The sequence below is a fragment of the Pseudomonas sp. AO-1 genome, assembly GCF_019775695.1.
In the GTDB taxonomy this organism is placed as follows: Bacteria; Pseudomonadota; Gammaproteobacteria; order Pseudomonadales; family Pseudomonadaceae; genus Aquipseudomonas; species Aquipseudomonas parakoreensis.
The window spans coordinates 5,377,383-5,392,593 of record NZ_CP079947.1 but is presented as its reverse complement, the minus strand read 5'-3'; the positions used below and the strand labels follow the sequence as shown (position 1 = coordinate 5,392,593).

Sequence of the window (15,211 nt, the reverse complement as noted above, 5' to 3'; positions counted from 1 at the left end):
AACGCGGTGAAGCATGCCGTTGATGGCTTGTTATTAGCGTAGTCAGAGATGCTGGCCGTGGCGGGCCATGATGTGCCGCACCACGCTGTAGTCCTGCAGCGAATCACTGGACAAGTCTTTGCCGTATCCGGAGCGTTTCAGTCCGCCGTGGGGCATTTCGCTGACCAGCATGAAATGGCTGTTGATCCAGGTGCAGCCGTACTGCAAACGGGCGGCGACCTGCATTGCCTTGTCCAGATTCTGCGTCCACACCGACGAGGCGAGGCCGTATTCGGAGTCGTTGGCCCAGTCCACCGCTTGTGCGAGTTCGTCGAAGCGGGTCACGGTCACCACCGGGCCGAACACTTCGCGCTGGACGATTTCATCCGTTTGTTTGCAACCGGCCAGCAGCGTCGGCTGGTAAAAGAACCCGGCGCCGGAATGCACCGCCGCGCCGGTCACCCGCTCGATGTGCGGCTGGCCGAGGGCTCGTTCGACGAAACTGGCCACGCGGTCGCGCTGGCGGGTGCTGATCAGCGGGCCGATCTCGTTGTCGGCATCGCGCTTGCCGGCGAAGCGCAGGCTGCTGACTGCCGCACCCAGCTCGGCAACCAGTTTGTCGTGAATCCCGGCCTGCGCGTAGATGCGGCACGCGGCGGTGCAGTCCTGACCGGCGTTGTAGTAACCATAGGTGCGCACGCCGTCGACCACGGCTTGAATATCCGCGTCGTTGCAGACGATCACTGGGGCCTTGCCGCCGAGTTCCAGATGCGTGCGCTTGAGGGTTTTTGCCGCCGCCTGAAGGATTTTCTGCCCGGTGACGATATCGCCGGTCAGCGAGACCATGCGCACCCTGGCATGTCCGACCAGATGGCTGCCGACGCCTTCACCGCCACCGCAGATGATGTTGATCACCCCGCGCGGCAGGATCTCGGCCAGCGCTGGCGCCAGCGCGAGGATCGACAATGGTGTGTGTTCCGAGGGTTTGAACACCAGCGTATTGCCGGCGGCGAGGGCCGGGGCGATTTTCCACGCCGCCATCATGATCGGGTAGTTCCACGGCGCAATCGAGGCGACCACGCCGATCGGATCGCGGCGCACCATGCTGGTGTAGCCCGGCAGGTATTCGCCGCTGAGCTGACCGGTCTGGCAGCGTACGGCACCGGCGAAGAAGCGGAACACATCGACGGTCGCAGTCAGATCGTCCTGCCGCGCCAGGTGCAGCGGCTTGCCACAGTTAAGTGCTTCGAGGCGAGCGAGGTAATCGGCGTGTTTTTCGACGGCGTTGGCGATGTCCAGCAGCAGGTTCGAACGTTGCTGCGGCGTGGTGCGCGACCATTCGGCAAAGGCGCGGTGGGCGGCGAGAATCGCGGTTTCGACCTGCTCGGTGCTGGCCTCGGCGATGTGCGTGAGGATTTCACCGGTCGCCGGGTTGAGGATCGGTTCGACAAAACCCTGCCCGGCAACCAGTTCGCCGTCGATCAGCAACGCGGTACACATCGGGGTCTGCACACCAGCCATTTTCCGCGATCTCTTTTCTTGTATGGTCATTGGGGCTCCCGTACCGGGGAACCGACCGTCTTATAGATGCAGCAAGACTAGTGCGCGGCTCCGAGGTCGACAAATTCTAAATACTGAAGGTGGCATTCGATTAAATAGATGGCTTGCGTCCGCCGTGCGGTTGCTCGCGGGCCACGGTCAGGAATGGATCGACCAGAGCGGGGCGCGCTGTCCCACGGCGCCAGGCCAGACCGACGTCGAGGGTCTGGTTGAGGTCGGCAATCGGCCGTGCTTCGATGATGTCGCCCTCCAGTGACCACGGGCGGTAAGTCATGTCCGGCTGGATTGACACGCCCAGGCCGGCTGCGACAAGGCTTCGCACGGCTTCGGTGGATGCCGTGCGCAGGGTGATCTTCGGTTGCAGCCCGGCGCCGCGCCACAGGCGCTGGGCATTGCGATCCATCTCGTCGACGTTCAGTTGAATCAGCGGTTCGCGGGCAACATCGGCGAGATTGATGCTGTCGTGCTCCAGCAGCGGATGCTGGGCCGGCAGCCACAGACGGTGCGGCGAGTGAGTCAGCACTTCGGTTTGCAAGGCGTGGCGGTCTTCGAGGTTGGACAGGATCAGCACGCCGACATCGATCTCGCCGCTGACCAGCAAATGTTCGATGTACGGCCGCTCGTCCTCCATCACCCGGATCTCGACATTGGGATAGGCGCGCTGAAAACGGGTGAGCAAATCGGCGAGGTAATAACCGGCCACCAGACTGGTCACGCCGACAATCAACTGCCCGGCCACTTGGTCGGTGCTTTGTTGCAGGCTGCGCTTGGCGTTATCCACCGTTGCCAGAATCAGATGCGCCTGGCGCAGGAATTGATGACCCTGATGAGTCAAGGTCATGCCCTTGGCGTGACGGTTGAACAGGCTGACGCCGATTTCCTCTTCCAGTTGCTGGATCGCCAGCGTCAGGGTCGACTGGGATATGAACGCGGTTTGCGCGGCGGCGGAGATCGAGCCGGTCTCGGCCACCGCGATGAAGTGACGGATCTGACGCAGGGTCATCATGAGAAGGGTACCCAGTGGGCGGTTTTTATCGATTGGCCTGAGTGTATATCGATTTTCACGAAGGGCCTGCGCCTGTTGAGCAACATCTGGAAGCACACTTGCGGGCAGGCCCAGGGCACTTTCGAACTAGGCTGAGGGCCTGATAGATCCGGATAACCCCTGTTTTGGAGGCGAACATGAACACCCGTGGATTGCTCGATCAACTGCTCAAGTCCGGCCAGGATCTGTTGCAGAACAAGGCCGGTGGCGCGCAGAACAAACCGGCGGCTGGCGGCCTGGGCGGTTTGCTTGGTGGGTCTTCTGGTGGCAGTGGCCTCGGCGGTCTGCTGTCAGGTGCTGGCGGCGGCGCATTGGCGGCGGGCGCAATGGGCTTGCTGCTGGGTAACAAGAAAGTGCGCAAGGTCGGCGGCAAAGTTGCGATTTACGGCGGGCTCGCAGCGCTTGGCGTGCTGGCCTACAAAGCCTACGGCAACTACAACGCCCAGAAAGGCACCGCACCGCAAACCGAACCGCAAACCCTCGACCGCTTGCCACCGGCGCAGGCCGAGCAACACAGCCAGGCCATTCTCAAAGCACTGGTCGCCGCCGCAAAGGCTGATGGCCATATCGATGATCGCGAGCGCCAATTGATCGAAGGCGAATTCACCAAACTCGACAACGATCAGGAACTGCAACACTGGCTGCACGCCGAACTCAACAAACCCCTCGACCCAAGCGACGTCGCCCGCGCCGCGAGTACGCCGGAGATGGCGGCGGAAATGTACATCGCCAGCGTGATGCTGGTGGATGAGGAGAGCTTTATGGAAAAGGCGTATCTGGAGGAACTGGCCAAGCAACTGAAGCTGGAGCCGGGGTTGAAGGTAGAACTGGAGAATCAGGTGCGCCAGGTATCGCTATAGAACTGCCTGAACACGGTACTTATGTAGGAGCTGCGGCACGCTGCGATCTTTTTATGTTGGCTTTAAAAATCAAAAGATCGCAGCGTGCCGCAGCTCCTACAGGGTTTTGGACTGGACGCCGAAATTAGTAGGCGCGAGCCTGCTCACGATTGCGTTTTCAGCAGCGCATCCACAGCAATGGCCGATCCATCGCCCCTTTTTGCCGTTCCATCACTGGCACGTCAGCCCCCGATTGTCGGACAGTCCCACCCCAGAGCCTTCCCGCCAACCACCTCGGGTCGGCCCGAGGGTTAAAAAGCGTCTTATAAATGAGACACCGCCCTCGGCTATACTCCCCGCATTTCGACTTAGGCACGAGGAATCACTGTGAAGAACTGGACGTTGCGCCAACGCATTTTGGCGAGCTTTGCGGTGATTATCGCCATCATGTTGCTGATGGTCGTCGTTTCGTATTCCCGCCTGCTGAAAATCGAAGCCAGTGAAAGCAGCGTGCGTGATGACGCCGTTCCCGGCGTCTATTACAGCTCGATGATCCGCGGTGCGTGGGTCGACAGTTATCTGCAGACCCAGGAACTGCTCGGCCTCAAGGAAGGGCAGGGTATCAGCAGTGAAGATGCGGCGGACTACAAGGCGTTCGAGACGCGCCTGCAAGAGCAGATGGCCAACTACCGCAGCACTGTCACAACCGACGAAGACCGGGTCGAGTTCGCTGCGTTCGAGAAGGATCACGACACCTACATGCAGATCCAGGATCAGGTGCTCGACTTGCACAAGCGCAACCTGGAAGCCGACGCGGTCAAGCTGTTCACCGAGAAGCTGACCCCGGCCTGGTACACCGGTCGCATGAAACTCAACGACATCATCGGCGAGAACAAACGGGTCGCCGATCAGGCCATGGCCAACATCGACGAAGCCGTGGCGGCGGCCAAGGTCAGCATGTTCGTCTCGCTGCTGGTGGCCGTGCTCGCAGCCGGTGCCTGCGGTCTGTTGCTGATGCGCGCGATCATGGCGCCGATGAACCGCATCGTGAAGATCCTCGAAATCATGCGCACCGGCGATCTGAGCAGCCGTCTGAATCTGGATCGCAAGGACGAGTTCGGCGCGGTGGAAACCGGCTTCAACGACATGATGACCGAGCTGACTTCGCTGGTGTCCCAGGCCCAACGTTCGTCGGTACAGGTGACCACCTCGGTGACCGAGATTGCCGCCACGTCGAAGCAGCAACAGGCCACCGCCACCGAAACCGCCGCCACCACCACCGAAATTGGCGCGACCTCGCGGGAAATCGCCGCCACCTCGCGGGATCTGGTGCGCACCATGACCGAAGTGTCCACCGCCGCCGATCAGGCCTCGGTACTCGCCGGTTCCGGCCAGCAAGGCCTGGCGCGCATGGAAGACACCATGCACTCGGTGATGGGCGCAGCCGATCTGGTCAATGCCAAACTGGCGATCCTCAACGAGAAGGCCGGCAACATCAATCAGGTGGTGGTGACCATCGTCAAGGTCGCCGATCAGACCAACCTGCTGTCGCTCAACGCCGCCATCGAGGCCGAGAAGGCCGGTGAGTACGGCCGTGGTTTTGCCGTGGTCGCCACCGAAGTACGGCGTCTGGCGGATCAGACCGCCGTCGCCACTTACGACATTGAGCAGATGGTCCGCGAGATCCAGTCGGCGGTGTCTGCTGGCGTGATGGGCATGGACAAGTTCTCCGAAGAAGTGCGCCGGGGCATGGCCGAAGTGCAGCAGGTCGGCGAGCAACTGTCGCAGATCATCCATCAGGTGCAGGCGCTGGCGCCGCGGGTGTTGATGGTCAACGAAGGCATGCAGGCCCAGGCCACCGGTGCCGAACAGATCAACCATGCGCTGGTGCAGTTGGGCGACGCCAGCAGCCAGACCGTCGAGTCGTTGCGTCAGGCCAGTTTCGCCATCGACGAACTGAGCCAGGTGGCCGTCGGGCTGCGCAGTGGCGTTTCGCGATTCAAAGTCTGATGAGCGAGATCACTGCCAAACGCAGCGCTGCGCCAGTGGCCAGACAGGCGCTGTTTCTGCTGTTTCGCATCGGCAACGAACGCTATGCATTGCGCGCCACTGAAGTGGCGGAGGTTCTGCCGCGCGTACCGTTGAAGCCAATTGCCCAGGCGCCGAAGTGGGTGGCCGGGGTGTTCGCCTATCGCGGTGCGGTGGTGCCGGCTATCGACCTCAGTGCGCTGACCTTCGGTCAACCGGCCGAGGCGCGCACCAGCACCCGGTTGGTGCTGGTGCATTACCGCCCGGATGCACTGCAGCAGTCGCACTGGCTCGGGCTGATCCTTGAGCAGGCGACCGACACCCTGCGCTGCAATCCCGAGGATTTTCAGCCATATGGCCTGGACAATCGTCAGGCGCCGTACCTCGGCCCGGTGCGCGAAGATGCCCAGGGCCTGGTGCAGTGGGTGCGGGTCAACGACTTGCTGGATGACGCCGTGCGCAGCCTGCTCTTTCCCGCGCCGCATGAGGCGCAGTCATGAGCAGCGATCAGCGTTTTTTCGATTTTCTCAAGGAACGCATCGGTCTGGATGTCACGTCGGTGGGGCCTGCGATCATCGAGCGCGCGGTGCGCCAACGCACCACGCTCTCGCAAGCGGCGCACAGCGATGAATACTGGCAACTGCTGCAAGGTTCGCGGGACGAACAGCAGGCGTTGATCGAGGCGGTGATCGTCCCCGAAACCTGGTTTTTCCGTTACCCGGAATCCTTCGCCACCCTCGGCAAGCTGGCGCGCAAGCGTCTGGACGAATTGAACAACATGCGCGCGCTGCGCATCCTCAGCCTGCCGTGTTCGACCGGCGAGGAACCCTATTCGATTGCCATGGCCTTGCTCGATGCCGGGCTCAAGCCCCATCAGTTCAAGGTCGATGGCATGGATGTCAGCCCGCTGTCGGTGGACAAGGCGCGACGCGGGCTGTACGGCAAGAACTCGTTTCGCGGTCAGGAGCTGGACTTTCGCGAGCGTCATTTCACCGCCGAACAGGACGGCCATCGAGTCAGCGACGCCGTGCGCGAACAGGTGCGCCTGCAGGCCGGCAATGTGCTGGATCCGACGCTGCTGGCGGGTGAGCCGCCGTTCGATTTCGTGTTCTGCCGCAACCTGTTGATCTATTTCGACCAGCCGACCCAGAAGCAGGTGTTCGAAGTGCTCAAGCGTCTGACTCACGTGGATGGCGTGCTGTTCATCGGCCCGGCCGAGGGCAGTCTGCTCGGGCGTCTGGGCATGCGCTCGATTGGCATCCCGCAGTCGTTTGCCTTCAGTCGACAAAACGATCCGGTACCGCAACCGCTGTCGCTGCCGACTCCGCCACCATTGCCCGTGCGCCAACCGCTGCGCACGCCGCCGCCACCCGTGCGCCCGCGTCCGTTTGCCAACGTTGCACCGTTGCCCGTCAGCAGCAAAAGCGTCAACCCGGACGCGGCGACCTTGCTCGCCAACATCGCTGCGCTGGCCAACGAAGGCAAAAGCGCCGAGGCCCGTTCGGCGTGCGAGCAGTACCTGCGCAGTCACGAACCGGTGGCGCAGGTGTTCTACTGGCTCGGCCTGCTCAGTGACGTGGCCGGCGCCACCCTCGAAGCCCAGAGCCATTACCGCAAGGCCTTGTACCTTGAGCCGCAACACCCCGAAGCATTGATGCACCTGGCTGCGTTGCTGCAGGCCCAGGGCGACAGTGCCGGTGCCAGACGATTGCAGGAACGCGCCGCGCGCAGCGGTCGTACCGCCGACAGTGAGCGTAAACGATGATCCCGTCCGACACCTTGAACGTCACCCACGAAGACGCCCGGGCCATCGATGACTGCTGGAACCGCATCGGCATTCACGGCGACAAGTCCTGCCCGTTGCTGACCGAGCATATTCACTGCCGAAACTGCGCGGTGTATTCCGCTGCCGCCACGCGTCTGCTCGACCGCTATGCGTTGCAGCAGGATGAGCGCGACCCGGTCGCCGTGGCGGTCGAAAGCGATGTGAAAACCCGTTCGCTGCTGATGTTCCGCCTCGGCGAAGAGTGGCTCGGCCTGGCCACTCGCAGTCTGGTGGAAGTCGCTCCGCTGCAGGCGATCCACTCGTTGCCACACCAGCGCTCGCGGGCCCTGCTCGGCGTGGCGAACGTGCGCGGCGCGCTGGTCGCGTGCCTGTCGCTGGTCGAGTTGCTCGACCTGGACGGCAACGCCGCACCGGCCACAGGCGCGCGGATCATGCCGCGCATGTTGATCATCGCCGCCCACGGTGGGCCGGTGGTGGTGCCAGTGGATGAGGTCGACGGCATCCACGCCATCGATGAAAAAATTCTCGACGCCGCGTCGCGTGCCGGCAGTGAGCACAACAGCACTGCCAGCGCCAAATACACCCGTGGTGTCCTGCAATTCCGGGGGCGCAGCCTGCGTTGGCTGGATGAAGAACAGTTGCTGTCCGCCGTGACCCGGAGCCTCACATGACCCCCGAGCAAATGCGCGACGCCTCGCTGCTGGAACTGTTCAGCCTCGAAGCCGAGGCCCAGACCCAGGTGCTGAGCAGCGGGCTGCTGGCGCTGGAGCGTAATCCGACCCAGGCCGACTATCTGGAATCGTGCATGCGTGCGGCGCACTCGCTCAAGGGCGCGGCGCGGATCGTCGGCATCGACAACGGTGTCAGCGTCGCCCACGTGATGGAAGATTGTCTGGTCAGCGCTCAGGAAAAGCGGCTGTTGCTGCGCCCCGAGCACATCGATGCGTTGTTGCAGGGCACCGATCTGTTGATGCGTATCGCCACACCGGCCAATGCCCCGCAAGCGCCGGACATTGAGGCGTATGTGGCGTTGATGGGCCGCCTGCTCGACCCTTCGACACCGCCCGCCGTGGCGTCGCCGCCCATGGCCGAATTGCAGATGCAGGCACCGTCTGCGCCGATTGAAACGCCACCGCCAGCGCCGCCGGCGGTTGATGCACCGCTGGAAACCTCCGATCCGGCGCCGCGCAAGAACAAACGCACCACCGAAGGTGGCGAGCGCGTGCTGCGGGTCACTGCCGAGCGTCTGAACAGCCTGCTCGACCTGTCGAGTAAATCACTGGTCGAAACCCAGCGACTCAAGCCGCATCTGGCTACCATGCAGCGCCTCAGGCGCATGCAGAACAATGGTCTGCGGGCGCTGGAAAGCCTCAATGTGCATCTCAAGGAACAGACGCTGAGCCTCGAAGCCCAGGAAGCCCTTGAAGATGCGCGGCGCTTGCTGGCCGAGTCTCAGCAATTGCTCGCGGAAAAGAACGCCGAGCTCGACGAATTCGCCTGGCAGGCCAGCCAGCGCGCACAAGTGCTCTACGACACCGCGCTGGCCTGCCGCATGCGCCCGTTTGCCGACGTGCTCACCGGTCAGGTGCGCATGGTTCGGGATCTGGGGCGCAGTCTCGGCAAACAGGTGCGGCTGGAAATCGAAGGCGAGAAGACGCAGGTCGACCGCGACGTACTGGAAAAACTCGAAGCGCCGCTGACTCATCTGCTGCGCAACGCGGTCGACCACGGCATCGAAACCCCGGAACAACGCCTGCTCAAGGGCAAGTCCGAAGAGGGCCTGATCCGCCTGCGTGCTTCGCATCAGGCCGGTTTGCTGGTGCTCGAACTGAGTGACGACGGCAATGGTGTCGACCTGGAAAAGGTCCGCCGCAGTATCGTCGAACGCCAATTGTCACCGGCCGAAACCGCCGCACAATTGAGCGAAGAAGAGTTGCTGACGTTCCTGTTCCTGCCGGGTTTCAGCCTGCGCGACACCGTCACCGAAGTGTCGGGGCGTGGCGTCGGCCTCGACGCGGTGCAGCACATGGTCCGGCAACTGCGCGGCGCAGTGGTGCTGGAGCAGACGGCGGGCGAGGGCAGCCGCTTTCATCTGGAAGTGCCGCTGACCCTGTCGGTGGTGCGCAGTCTGGTGGTGGAGGTCGGCGAGGAAGCCTATGCGTTTCCGCTGGCGCACATCGAGCGCATGTGCGACCTGGAGCCACAGGACATCGTGCAGATCGAAGGTCGCCAGCATTTCTGGCACGAAGGCCGACATGTCGGGTTGGTCGCCGCCAGCCAGTTGCTGAATCGTCCGGCCAGTCAGAGCAGCGACGAAACCCTCAAGGTCGTGGTGATCCGCGAGCGCGATGCGGTCTATGGCGTGGCGGTCGAACGATTTGTCGGCGAGCGCACTCTGGTGGTGCTGCCGCTGGATGAACGACTGGGCAAGGTGCAGGACATCTCCGCCGGGGCGCTGCTTGACGATGGCTCGGTGGTGCTGATCGTCGATGTCGAAGACATGTTGCGCTCGGTGGACAAGCTGCTCAACACCGGGCGTCTGGAGCGTATTGCGCGGCACGGCAACCAGGCCGCCGAAGTGGCGCGCAAACGGATTCTGGTGGTCGACGATTCGCTCACGGTGCGCGAGCTGCAGCGCAAGCTGCTACTCAATCGCGGCTACGACGTGGCGGTCGCGGTGGATGGCATGGACGGCTGGAACGCGCTGCGTTCGGAGGACTTCGATTTGCTGATCACCGACATCGACATGCCGCGCATGGACGGCATCGAACTGGTTACGTTGCTGCGCCGTGATACCCGTCTGCAATCGCTACCGGTGATGGTGGTCTCGTACAAGGACCGTGAAGAGGACCGCCGTCGTGGACTGGATGCGGGCGCCGACTATTATTTAGCCAAGGCCAGTTTTCATGACGACGCCCTGCTCGATGCAGTGGTTGAGCTCATTGGAGGAGCGCGGGCATGAAAATCGCAATCGTCAACGACATGCCACTGGCGGTGGAGGCTTTGCGCCGTGCGCTGGCCTTCGAGCCGGCGCATCAAGTGGTCTGGGTGGCCGGCAACGGCGCCGAGGCCGTGCGTCTGTGTGCCGAAAACACCCCGGATCTGATCCTGATGGACCTGATCATGCCGGTCATGGACGGTGTCGAGGCCACGCGACGGATCATGGCTGAAACCCCGTGCGCGATCGTCATCGTCACAGTCGACCGCCAGCAGAACGTGCATCGGGTGTTCGAAGCCATGGGCCACGGTGCGCTGGATGTGGTCGATACCCCGGCTCTGGGGGCCGGTAACGCGCAGGAAGCGGCGGCGCCGTTGCTGCGCAAGATCCTCAATATCGGCTGGCTGATCGGCGAGAAAACCCCGCGTTCGCGTCCGGTGCCGACACCGCACCGCAGTTCGGCGTCGTGCAAGCGGCTGGTGGCGATCGGCTCCTCTGCCGGCGGGCCGGCCGCGCTGGAAGTATTGCTCAAGGGCCTGCCACGCAATTTTTCGGCGGCGATTGTGCTGGTGCAGCACGTCGATCAGGTGTTTGCGGCGGGCATGGCCGAATGGCTGGCCAGCGCCAGTGGCCTGGACGTGCGCCTGGCCCGCGAAGGCGAGCCACCACAGGCCGGCGCCGTGCTGCTGGCTGGCACCAATCACCATATTCGCTTATTGAAAAACGGCACGCTGGCCTACACCGCCGAGCCGGTCAACGAGATCTACCGACCCTCGATCGACGTCTTCTTCGAAAGTGTCGCCAACTATTGGAACGGCGATGCCATCGGGGTTTTATTGACCGGAATGGGACGCGACGGGGCGCAAGGGCTTAAGCTCATGCGCCAGCAGGGATACCTGACCATCGCGCAGGATCAGCAAAGCAGTGCGGTGTACGGCATGCCCAAGGCCGCAGCGGCGATCGATGCAGCCGTCGAAATCCGTCCACTGGAAAAGATAGCGCCACGATTGCTGGAGGTTTTCCCCAAATGAACAGCGTTTTCCGCAATCCTGGCCCCCGCAGTACTCAGGTGACCGCCCATGAATGATTTACAGATCGACGACATTAAAACCGACGAAAACGCCGCCATGGTGTTGTTGGTGGACGATCAGGCGATGATCGGCGAAGCCGTGCGCCGTGGGCTGTCGAACGAAGAGAACATCGACTTCCACTTCTGTTCCGACCCGCACCAGGCCATCGCCCAGGCGGTACGGATCAAGCCGACGGTGATTTTGCAGGACCTGGTGATGCCCGGCCTCGACGGCCTGAGCCTGGTGCGCGAATACCGCAATCACCCGGCGACCAAGGACATCCCGATCATTGTGCTGTCGACCAAGGAAGATCCGCTGATCAAGAGCGCGGCGTTCTCCGCCGGGGCCAACGATTATCTGGTGAAACTGCCGGACACCATCGAGCTGGTGGCGCGCATTCGCTATCACTCGCGCTCCTACATGACCCTGCTGCAGCGGGATGCGGCGTACCGTGCGCTGCGCGTCAGCCAGCAGCAGTTGCTCGACACCAACCTGGTGCTGCAACGGCTGATGAACTCCGACGGCCTGACCGGGCTGTCCAACCGCCGGCACTTCGACGAGTACCTGGAGCTGGAGTGGCGCCGCTCGTTGCGCGATCAGAGCCAGTTGTCGTTGCTGATGATCGACGTCGATTACTTCAAGTCCTACAACGACAGCTTTGGCCATGTCGAAGGCGATGAGGCGCTGCGCAAGGTCGCCACGGCGATCCGCGATGCCAGCGCGCGACCGTCGGATCTGCCGGCACGCTACGGCGGTGAAGAGTTCGCGCTGGTACTGCCGAACACCTCGCCGGGCGGTGCCCGGCTGGTGGCAGAGAAACTGCGCCAGACCGTGGCGGCGCTGAAGATTCCGCACAACACCCCGAGCGAAGGGTCGAGCCTGACCATCAGCATCGGCCTGGCGACCATGGTGCCGCAGGCGGGCAGCGATTGCCGCCTGCTGATTTCGGCGGCGGATCGTGGGTTGTATCAGGCGAAAAACAATGGCCGTAACCAGGTAGGTATCGAGTAACCCATCAATTGCTGTAGGAGCTGCCGCAGGCTGCGATCTTTTGATCTTTAAAAGCAAAATCAAAAGATCGCAGCCTGCGGCAGCTCCTACAGGGGCAATGTGTCAAGTGATTCACCCCGACAGCCGCCAGACGGGCTGCCGTGACCGCGTGATTACGTTATACTCGCCGGCTTTCAAAAGTTCGCCAACGAGTGCTGCCCGTCATGGAAATCAACCCGATCCTGAACACCATCAAGGACCTGTCCGAGCGCTCCGAAACTATTCGGGGGTATCTTTGACTACGATCAAAAGCATGAGCGTCTGATCGAAGTCAATCGCGAGCTTGAAGATCCTGCAGTCTGGAACAAACCTGAATACGCCCAGGAACTGGGCCGCGAGCGAGCATCGCTGGCGCAGATCGTCGACACCCTGGATGAGCTGTCCAGCGGTCTCGCCGATTCCCGCGAGCTGCTCGACATGGCCGTTGAAGAAAACGACGAAGGCGCGGTAAACGACGTCGTTGAACTGCTTCAAGGGCTTGAAGAGTCACTGGCCAAGCTTGAATTCCGCCGCATGTTCAGCCACGAGATGGATCCGAACAACGCCTACCTGGACATTCAGGCCGGTTCCGGCGGCACCGAAGCCCAGGACTGGGCCAACATCCTGCTGCGCATGTACCTGCGCTGGGCGGACAAACGCGGTTTCGACGCGACCATCATGGAGCTGTCAGCCGGTGAAGTCGCCGGTATCAAAGGTGCGACCGTGCACATCAAGGGCGAATACGCCTTTGGCTGGCTGCGCACCGAGATCGGCGTGCACCGTCTGGTGCGCAAGAGCCCGTTCGACTCCGGCAACCGTCGCCACACTTCGTTTTCTGCCGTTTTCGTCTCGCCAGAGATCGACGACAAGGTCGAAATCGAAATCAACCCGGCAGACTTGCGGATTGACACCTATCGTTCCTCCGGTGCCGGTGGTCAGCACGTAAACACCACCGACTCGGCCGTACGTATCACCCACGTACCGACCAACACCGTGGTCAGCTGCCAGAACGAACGTTCCCAGCACGCCAACAAGGACACCGCGATGAAAATGTTGCGGGCCAAGTTGTACGAGCAGGAAATGCAGAAGCGCAACGCCGCTTCCCAGGCGCTGGAAGACACCAAGTCGGACATCGGCTGGGGTCATCAGATCCGTTCGTACGTGCTCGACGCGTCGCGGATCAAGGACTTGCGCACCAACATCGAACGCAGCGACTGCGACAAGGTACTCGACGGCGATATCGACGAATACCTGGAAGCCAGCCTGAAATCGGGGCTGTAACAGACGCACACAGGGTCGCTGATGCAACGCGATCCCTGTAGGAGCCAGCCCTGCTGGCGATTCCCGGGCCGCCAGGCCCGGGGGCAACGAACCTGATGGAATATCTGAAGACATGAGCGACCAACAACTCGACCCGCAAGCCCTGCAACAGGAAGAAAACTCCCTGATCGCCCTGCGCAAGGAAAAGCTGGCTGCCGAGCGCGCCAAGGGCAACGCCTTCCCGAACGACTTCCGCCGTGAAAACTACTGCGAAGATCTGCAGAAGAAATACGCGGACAAGACCAAGGAAGAGCTGGCCGAGGCTGCAATCCCGGTCAAGGTTGCCGGTCGCATCATGCTCAACCGTGGCTCGTTCATGGTGATCCAGGACATGACCGGTCGCATCCAGGTCTACGTCAACCGCAAGACACTGTCCGAAGACACCCTGGCCGCCGTCAAGACCTGGGACATGGGCGACATCATCGCCGCCGAAGGTACCCTGGCGCGTTCCGGCAAGGGCGACCTGTACGTCGAAATGACCAACGTGCGCCTGCTGACCAAGTCGCTGCGCCCGCTGCCGGACAAGCACCACGGCCTGACCGACACCGAACAGCGCTACCGTCAGCGTTACGTTGACCTGATCGTCAACGAAGAAGTGCGCCAGACCTTCCGCGTGCGTTCGCAAGTGATCGCGCACATCCGCAGCTTCCTGATGAAGCGCGACTTCCTCGAAGTCGAAACGCCGATGCTGCAGACCATTCCTGGCGGCGCAGCGGCCAAGCCGTTCGAAACCCACCACAACGCGCTGGACATGGAAATGTTCCTGCGTATCGCGCCTGAGCTGTACCTCAAGCGTCTGGTGGTTGGCGGTTTCGAGAAAGTGTTCGAGATCAACCGCAACTTCCGTAACGAAGGCGTTTCGACCCGTCACAACCCTGAATTCACCATGTTGGAGTTCTACCAGGCTTACGCCGACTACGAAGACAACATGGACCTGACCGAAGAGCTGTTCCGTGAACTGGCGCAACTGGTGCTGGGCAGCACCGACGTGCCGTACGGCGACAAGGTGTTCCACTTCGGCGAGCCGTTTGCCCGTCTCTCGGTGTTCGACTCGATCCTCAAGTACAACCCTGAGCTGACTGCCGATGACCTGAACGACATCGACAAGGCGCGCGCCATTGCCAAGAAGGCCGGCGCCAAGGTGCTGGGCTTCGAAGGTCTGGGCAAGCTGCAGGTGATGATTTTCGAAGAACTGGTCGAGCACAAGCTGGAGCAGCCGCACTTCATCACTCAGTACCCGTTCGAAGTGTCGCCGCTGGCCCGTCGTAACGACGAGAACCCGAACGTCACCGACCGTTTCGAGCTGTTCATCGGCGGACGTGAAATCGCCAACGCCTACTCCGAGTTGAACGACGCGGAAGACCAGGCCGAGCGTTTCATGGCGCAGGTGGCCGACAAGGACGCTGGCGACGACGAAGCCATGCACTACGACGCCGACTTCGTGCGTGCGCTGGAGTACGGCATGCCGCCAACGGCCGGTGAAGGCATCGGCATCGACCGTCTGGTGATGTTGCTGACCAACTCGCCATCGATCCGCGATGTGATCCTGTTCCCGCACATGCGACCGCAAGCGTAAACGTTTCAGTTAAAAAGCCGCCTAAAACAGGCGGCTTTTTA

General features: G+C 62.1%; 12 protein-coding genes. 10 read left to right on the top strand and 2 right to left on the bottom strand.

What is annotated here, in order from left to right:
• Positions 1–42: 42 nt before the first annotated feature.
• Together KVQ82_RS24665 and KVQ82_RS24660 are read right to left on the bottom strand one after the other, a co-directional pair.
• Positions 43–1,530 carry a gamma-aminobutyraldehyde dehydrogenase gene (locus KVQ82_RS24665; protein WP_222016343.1) on the bottom strand — a complete coding sequence of 496 codons (1,488 nt, stop codon included), beginning with the start codon at positions 1,528–1,530 and terminating at the stop codon, positions 43–45.
• Positions 1,531–1,630: 100 nt separating this feature from the next.
• Entirely contained in the window at positions 1,631–2,545 is a 915-nt protein-coding gene (locus KVQ82_RS24660; RefSeq protein ID WP_007954670.1) for a LysR family transcriptional regulator, read from the bottom strand.
• A gap of 176 nt (positions 2,546–2,721) precedes the next feature.
• On the opposite strand from KVQ82_RS24660, the gene KVQ82_RS24655 reads away from it, so the two are divergent.
• From KVQ82_RS24655 to lysS, 10 genes are all read left to right on the top strand, one after another.
• On the top strand, positions 2,722–3,444 hold the full coding sequence (locus KVQ82_RS24655; protein ID WP_222016341.1) for a tellurite resistance TerB family protein: 723 nt from the start codon (positions 2,722–2,724) through the stop codon (positions 3,442–3,444).
• A gap of 366 nt (positions 3,445–3,810) precedes the next feature.
• The gene (locus KVQ82_RS24650) at positions 3,811–5,433 is read left to right on the top strand and encodes a methyl-accepting chemotaxis protein (RefSeq protein WP_222016339.1); all 1,623 of its coding nucleotides are present in this window, start codon (positions 3,811–3,813) and stop codon (positions 5,431–5,433) included.
• Positions 5,433–5,951, top strand: a complete 519-nt coding sequence (locus tag KVQ82_RS24645) for a chemotaxis protein CheW (RefSeq protein WP_222016337.1) — start codon at positions 5,433–5,435, stop codon at positions 5,949–5,951. Before KVQ82_RS24650 ends, KVQ82_RS24645 begins: the two co-directional genes overlap by 1 nt.
• The gene (locus KVQ82_RS24640) at positions 5,948–7,216 is read left to right on the top strand and encodes a protein-glutamate O-methyltransferase CheR (protein ID WP_222016336.1); all 1,269 of its coding nucleotides are present in this window, start codon (positions 5,948–5,950) and stop codon (positions 7,214–7,216) included. The genes KVQ82_RS24645 and KVQ82_RS24640 overlap by 4 nt, the downstream gene beginning before the upstream one ends.
• The gene (locus KVQ82_RS24635) at positions 7,213–7,908 is read left to right on the top strand and encodes a chemotaxis protein CheW (RefSeq protein ID WP_041063251.1); all 696 of its coding nucleotides are present in this window, start codon (positions 7,213–7,215) and stop codon (positions 7,906–7,908) included. The genes KVQ82_RS24640 and KVQ82_RS24635 overlap by 4 nt, the downstream gene beginning before the upstream one ends.
• Entirely contained in the window at positions 7,905–10,199 is a 2,295-nt protein-coding gene (locus KVQ82_RS24630; RefSeq protein WP_222016334.1) for a hybrid sensor histidine kinase/response regulator, read from the top strand. Before KVQ82_RS24635 ends, KVQ82_RS24630 begins: the two co-directional genes overlap by 4 nt.
• Positions 10,196–11,206 carry a chemotaxis response regulator protein-glutamate methylesterase gene (locus KVQ82_RS24625; protein ID WP_041063258.1) on the top strand — a complete coding sequence of 337 codons (1,011 nt, stop codon included), beginning with the start codon at positions 10,196–10,198 and terminating at the stop codon, positions 11,204–11,206. The genes KVQ82_RS24630 and KVQ82_RS24625 overlap by 4 nt, the downstream gene beginning before the upstream one ends.
• A gap of 48 nt (positions 11,207–11,254) precedes the next feature.
• Positions 11,255–12,256 (top strand): PleD family two-component system response regulator, encoded by a 1,002-nt coding sequence (locus KVQ82_RS24620; RefSeq protein ID WP_041063261.1) that lies wholly within the window; start codon positions 11,255–11,257, stop codon positions 12,254–12,256.
• A gap of 203 nt (positions 12,257–12,459) precedes the next feature.
• Positions 12,460–13,555, top strand: a protein-coding gene (gene prfB / locus KVQ82_RS24615) for a peptide chain release factor 2 (RefSeq protein ID WP_096795805.1) whose coding sequence is annotated in 2 segments (ribosomal slippage) — positions 12,460–12,531 and positions 12,533–13,555 — 1,095 coding nt in all. Because the reading frame shifts where the segments join, the coding sequence is not laid out codon by codon here.
• A 112-nt stretch (positions 13,556–13,667) separates the two neighbouring features.
• A complete protein-coding gene (gene lysS, locus KVQ82_RS24610; protein ID WP_041063265.1) occupies positions 13,668–15,170 on the top strand; it encodes a lysine--tRNA ligase in 1,503 nt (500 codons plus the stop codon).
• Positions 15,171–15,211: the final 41 nt, after the last annotated feature.

Bases quoted from the DNA above. Each gene is read 5' to 3' on its own strand.
- KVQ82_RS24645 (WP_222016337.1), top strand. From the start codon at position 5,433: ATGAGCGAGATCACTGCCAAACGCAGCGCTGCGCCAGTGGCCAGACAG.
- KVQ82_RS24660 (WP_007954670.1), bottom strand. From the start codon at position 2,545: ATGATGACCCTGCGTCAGATCCGTCACTTCATCGCGGTGGCCGAGACC.
- KVQ82_RS24655 (WP_222016341.1), top strand. From the start codon at position 2,722: ATGAACACCCGTGGATTGCTCGATCAACTGCTCAAGTCCGGCCAGGAT.
- KVQ82_RS24630 (WP_222016334.1), top strand. From the start codon at position 7,905: ATGACCCCCGAGCAAATGCGCGACGCCTCGCTGCTGGAACTGTTCAGC.
- KVQ82_RS24640 (WP_222016336.1), top strand. From the start codon at position 5,948: ATGAGCAGCGATCAGCGTTTTTTCGATTTTCTCAAGGAACGCATCGGT.
- KVQ82_RS24665 (WP_222016343.1), bottom strand. From the start codon at position 1,530: ATGACCATACAAGAAAAGAGATCGCGGAAAATGGCTGGTGTGCAGACC.
- KVQ82_RS24620 (WP_041063261.1), top strand. From the start codon at position 11,255: ATGAATGATTTACAGATCGACGACATTAAAACCGACGAAAACGCCGCC.
- KVQ82_RS24635 (WP_041063251.1), top strand. From the start codon at position 7,213: ATGATCCCGTCCGACACCTTGAACGTCACCCACGAAGACGCCCGGGCC.
- lysS (WP_041063265.1), top strand. From the start codon at position 13,668: ATGAGCGACCAACAACTCGACCCGCAAGCCCTGCAACAGGAAGAAAAC.
- KVQ82_RS24625 (WP_041063258.1), top strand. From the start codon at position 10,196: ATGAAAATCGCAATCGTCAACGACATGCCACTGGCGGTGGAGGCTTTG.